The 1032-nt window shown below is 66.0% G+C and carries 2 protein-coding genes; both read left to right on the plus strand.

Annotated features, from left to right (window positions below; genetic code table 11):
• The coding region (locus Q8K99_08870) for an aminomethyl-transferring glycine dehydrogenase subunit GcvPB (GenBank protein ID MDP2182665.1) at positions 1–381 on the plus strand (381 nt) is incomplete at its 5' end.
• Positions 382–385: 4 nt separating this feature from the next.
• Positions 386–1032: biotin/lipoate A/B protein ligase family protein (locus Q8K99_08875; protein ID MDP2182666.1), on the plus strand; the 647-nt coding region annotated here is incomplete at its 3' end.

The following is a 1032-nucleotide window of genomic DNA, read 5'->3' on the forward strand; positions in this document are numbered from 1 at the left end:
TTGAAAGAGCGCCTGAGGGGTGCCTACCAACTTGCGTACGACCGGACATGCATGCACGAGTTCGTACTCTCCGGGTCCCGGCAGAAGCGGGAGAGTGGAGTCCGCACGCTCGACATCGCGAAGCGGTTGCTCGACCACGGCTTCCATCCGCCGACCGTCTACTTCCCGCTGATCGTCGAAGAGGCCCTGATGATCGAGCCGACGGAGACGGAGTCGTTGGCCGAGCTCGATCGTTTCGCTGACGCCCTGCTCGCGATCGCCGAGGAGGCGGTCAGCGTTCCGGACGCCGTTCGCGGGGCGCCCTATACCACTCCCGTGAGGCGGCTGGATGAGGCGCGGGCCGCTCGCAATCCCGATCTCCGATACAACCCGGAAGGCTGACGCGGTGCCCGGCCGGTGGCGTCTCATCGTCGAGACACTCCCCGGTGATGGCGCATGGAACATGGCGCTTGACCGTGCGATCCAGATGTCGCGTGTCGCCGGTGAGGCTCCTGCCACGCTTCGGATCTACGGATGGAAGCGCCCGACGGTCACTCTCGGCCGCTTCCAGGACACGGGCAGCGTAGACCTTGAGGCGTGCAGACGCTACGGCGTCGATGTCGTCCGGCGTTTTACCGGAGGCCGGGGCGTTTTGCACGCCGACGAAGTCACCTACTCGGTCGTCGCGGCTGTAGGCGACGGCGTGCCCCGGGGAACTGCGGCATCCTATGCGCACCTGTGCGCGGCTCTCGTCGAGGCATACAGACGCCTCGGACTCGCCGAAGCGTCTCTCACCCCTCGTCCGAGAGGATCGTCCGCATCAGGGGCGTGCTACCTGCACGCGACCTCGGCGGACCTGTCTGTCGGGATCCGCAAACTCTCCGGGAGCGCCCAGGTCTGGATGGGAGACGCCGTTCTGCAGCATGGATCCCTGGTAATGACGCGCGATACTGCACGTGAGGCTGAGGTTTTCGGCCTTTCGCCTGCCGAGGGGGAGGCGCTGCAAGAGAGTACGGCGACACTTGCGGACTGCCTGGCGCAGATGGTGTCGAC

The organism is Actinomycetota bacterium, from assembly GCA_030682655.1.
Lineage (GTDB): Bacteria > Actinomycetota > Coriobacteriia > Anaerosomatales > JAUXNU01 > JAUXNU01.